The 3,539-nt window shown below is 42.2% G+C and carries 4 protein-coding genes; all 4 read right to left on the minus strand.

Going from position 1 to position 3,539, the window contains the following annotated elements:
• Positions 1–1,656, minus strand: a 1,656-nt coding sequence (gene brxC / locus PHF32_08690; protein MDD4560791.1) for a BREX system P-loop protein BrxC, incomplete at its 3' end; no start/stop codon positions are given.
• A 14-nt stretch (positions 1,657–1,670) separates the two neighbouring features.
• A complete protein-coding gene (locus PHF32_08695; GenBank protein MDD4560792.1) occupies positions 1,671–2,279 on the minus strand; it encodes a DUF1788 domain-containing protein in 609 nt (202 codons plus the stop codon).
• Between the two features lies 1 nt (position 2,280).
• Complete coding sequence (locus PHF32_08700) at positions 2,281–2,916, minus strand: DUF1819 family protein (protein ID MDD4560793.1); 636 nt, start codon at positions 2,914–2,916, stop codon at positions 2,281–2,283.
• The gene (locus tag PHF32_08705; GenBank protein ID MDD4560794.1) at positions 2,871–3,062 is read right to left on the minus strand and encodes a helix-turn-helix domain-containing protein; all 192 of its coding nucleotides are present in this window, start codon (positions 3,060–3,062) and stop codon (positions 2,871–2,873) included. Before PHF32_08705 ends, PHF32_08700 begins: the two co-directional genes overlap by 46 nt.
• Positions 3,063–3,539: the final 477 nt, after the last annotated feature.

Here is a 3,539-nt window from a genome sequence, read left to right on the forward strand (position 1 = left end):
TTTGATCTGCTGTTCAATGGTCTTCTCGTCACTGGTAAGGTAGGAATACTCCTCTCCGTTACGTTCAATGTAGGTCTCACGCTCCAGTAAGTCAAGGGCTTGCTTGATTTTTTCATTCAAGGTTTCGGGATCGGTCTGCAGGTCTTCCAGAAGCAGGATGCGGATGTTGCGGATGGTTGCTTTGAAATCTTTCACATATTTCAGGATAAAGAGGGTTTTCAGGATACGCAGGGCAAAATCATCAGTGAGAGCTTTCTCGGCAAGTTCTACCGTAAAGAGCAAATATGGCTTTATCATGGGCTGAAGAGCCTCGTACATCATATCAAAGCTCACTATTCTATTAACTTCATGAGTGGATACCCCTATCAAAGCATATTGGAATATTGCCAATAGACTCCTGGCACCTATGGCTTGGAAGGTACCCGGAAAAGCGTCGTGTTCCGAGAGCGAGATAAAGGCATTTTGCAATAGATAGGATTGGTAGGGGATGAAAGGATATGAATTGATGAAATCATCCGAATCTTTGAAATCACGGTAGCTCTTTGCCCCGTCCACAAAGCGAAATAGGGTTCGCATTCCGTTTTCATGCTTGTGATATAGCTTCAGCAGTTCTGTTTGATGTTCCTTCTTCTTAAGCAACAAACGTTTTTGGATCACCTCTTCTACACTTGTCCCACCGAGGTTCATCTTTATCGGGAAACGGGCGGTAATTCTGCCATATTCTGTACTTTGGGATTGTTTCAGATGCCCGACTATAGTCTCCAGATCGGCTTGAGAAGTGACAATAATCCATGCTCTTCCTTTGCAGACGGTGTCAAAGCTCTCAGATATTGTTTGTAGGTTCAGCATCAGTTTTGTATTATCGGCTACAAACTGACCAATCTCGTCCACACAGAAGTTCAGACGAAAGCCTTTTTCTTTTTTTCCGATATATTCTGCTACGTTCTGAGCAAACTCCTCAATTGATATCTTGTAGTTGTGTGAGTAGTTACTTAGAAGTGAGTTTACACTTCCCTCCGGTGCTTGCTTGATCGAAGCATAGGCTTTGGACACATTGTGGTCTTCCATTTCTGCCATAGCCCTTCCGATTTTCCAGTCCTTACCCGAAATCCGTTTATACTCTTCCTTGAATGCTTCCAGAAGCCCATCACGGTCTAAATCTCTTTCGAATTTGGCTATATAAGCATGTTTTCCATAGTATCCGCAAGCCTCATTAAAGACTTTTACAAAAACGCTCAGGATCGCATCCGTTCCTTTAGGAGAGCCGGTATCTGCCTTTTGATCTATATTGAATAGAATGCTTTGAGCAGGAATGGTTTTTACCTTGTTAAGATTGGCTTTAAGGATTTGGTCGTCCTCGGACTTCTGCATCATTGCATCAGCTATGTGAAAGTCATCATGATGCCAGCCTTCCAAGAGCAAAGAGATAATCTTTAGCAGGTGAGATTTACCCGTTCCAAAGAAACCGGATATCCATACCCCTGGCAGATTGTCGTTGTTGATGTAGGACTGTAGCAACTTATCCAGTTGGGATTTTATCTCACGGGTAAGCACATATTCATCGATCTCGGTTTGAATGTTTCTGGCATCATCAGCCATGATCACACCGGCAATCTTGCGTTCGATATCTTTTTGGAATAATTCTTTGATCTGCATAGATTCTCCTAAACTTATGGCTCGCAGCGGTATATATTGAAAGCTCTATAGTACTTATCGTCAAGGATGCCAAAAAGAGTCAGGTTGGAACCCTTTACACTGTCAGTTTCATATTTCCCAGGGAAGTAGAGCACCAATGGTCGCTCAGTGTATCTGCTTTCCAGAGTTGATAAAATCTTGTGAGAGCGAATGTAGGGATACACCTCTCCCACTCCGGTTATGAAAATGATGTCGGGGTGATCATTATGTATCTTTTCTATCATCAGCGGGCAGATAAAATCTTTCGTATCCGTTAAGCCGGATATGGATTTGAAGAATAACTCTCTTGAAGTTTTTACTTCATCGGTGATGTGCCTACTCAACTCGCCAATTGATTCTAAATGCTCTATTGTTAGACGGTAGAGGTTGATATCCAATACTCTGATCTGTTTAAGGCTTAGAGCATTTTTGAGCTGTTCGATGTATTGATACATTGATCTAGTTTCTTCTACTCGGAAGGGACAAATATAATAGGGCACATCATTGGAAGGACCTGTCATATCCAGAAACTTTCTACTGCTCATTAGTTTGAGCAAGTGCTCGAAACGGACATGGGGTTCGTGAAGTTCATTTATTATTGCCATATCAATATCCCATTACAACTGATGGGAAGATAGCTGGCGATAGAATCCCTTCCCTGATAATCAGATCACGCACTCTTGAGCTTACAATCAGAAGTCTTAGCTTCATGTCTGCGTCTGTTATCCCAGAGCTTAACAGCATTCTAAAGAGATTAGTCTGCAGTTTCTTGCGGGAGCCCTCAGAGATGTTGCTCAGCTTCTCATGAAGCTCGGACTTTGTGTTGAAAAATAAATTGAAATCTGCCTTTGTTATCTCAAGCTCATGCCGCTTCACCTTTTCAGCAAGGACTTCCAGGGCAAATTCACGAATAAAATCATACTTGCTGCAGATTGCATACCAGATGATCTGACACTGCTCTTCTCTGCTACCACTAGCAAGGATTTCCATAGCAGCCTCGGAGAGAAGCTTCACTCTGGTATAGGCTTCGGAATAGATTCTTTGTTGTGCAGCGATAGTGCGTATCTGAAGCAGGTTGTCTTTTAATACTGCCTGCTTCACTTGATCCCAGTTCCTGTGTTCAAGAAACAATTTTGCCAGGAGAACAGAATCACGATAGAGCAGAGCTGCAGCAGTGAAACCGAAGCTGTAGTTGCTCACTTCTTGGGATTGCCGATTGTTTTTGCCTGTTTCTTTACCCACAGATCTACATCCTCTTTGTTAAATTTCCACAGCCTACCAATTTTATGAGCCGGAAGATCTCTCTCACTCAGCCATTTATACACAGTTTCCCTTGTTACCCCAAGATAAATACTGATCTCGTCAACTGAAAGCCATCTGTCTTCCATATTTCTACTCCTTTCCAGACTCCATCGTATCTGGAGACCCCATCAGAACCAATACAAAATGGGATCATATTGGAATAAAACCAGTATAAAGAGCAGGATAATTCTGTCAATGCCAAAATGTTTAGACAATCCTGCCCGCAACATGGTTAGAACTGGCAACGATCTTGCGCTTATGATTTGGAGGCAATTCTGGTGTTTATTAATATCCTCAATGTCAATAAGTCTTTCTCTTACTTGCGAAGCTTTTCCTGTTCGCTTTCCAATAGCTTAGCTCTCAGATCATCATCAGAATGTTTGCTAGTGGCTGATAGATGTGTCTGATTAAGTTCAAAAGCTGCTTTTCTTTCATCTGGTAGTGTCTCAAAGGTTGGTGTAAATTGGAGTCAGCCAGATGAAGAAAAAGGTTGAGCCGGATCCCACTCATTGTTTTGATGGTTTTGAACAAAAACTAAAGAACAAGGAGAAGATCATGACTCA

The organism is Candidatus Cloacimonadota bacterium, from assembly GCA_028706475.1.
Taxonomy (GTDB): domain Bacteria; phylum Cloacimonadota; class Cloacimonadia; order Cloacimonadales; family Cloacimonadaceae; genus UBA5456.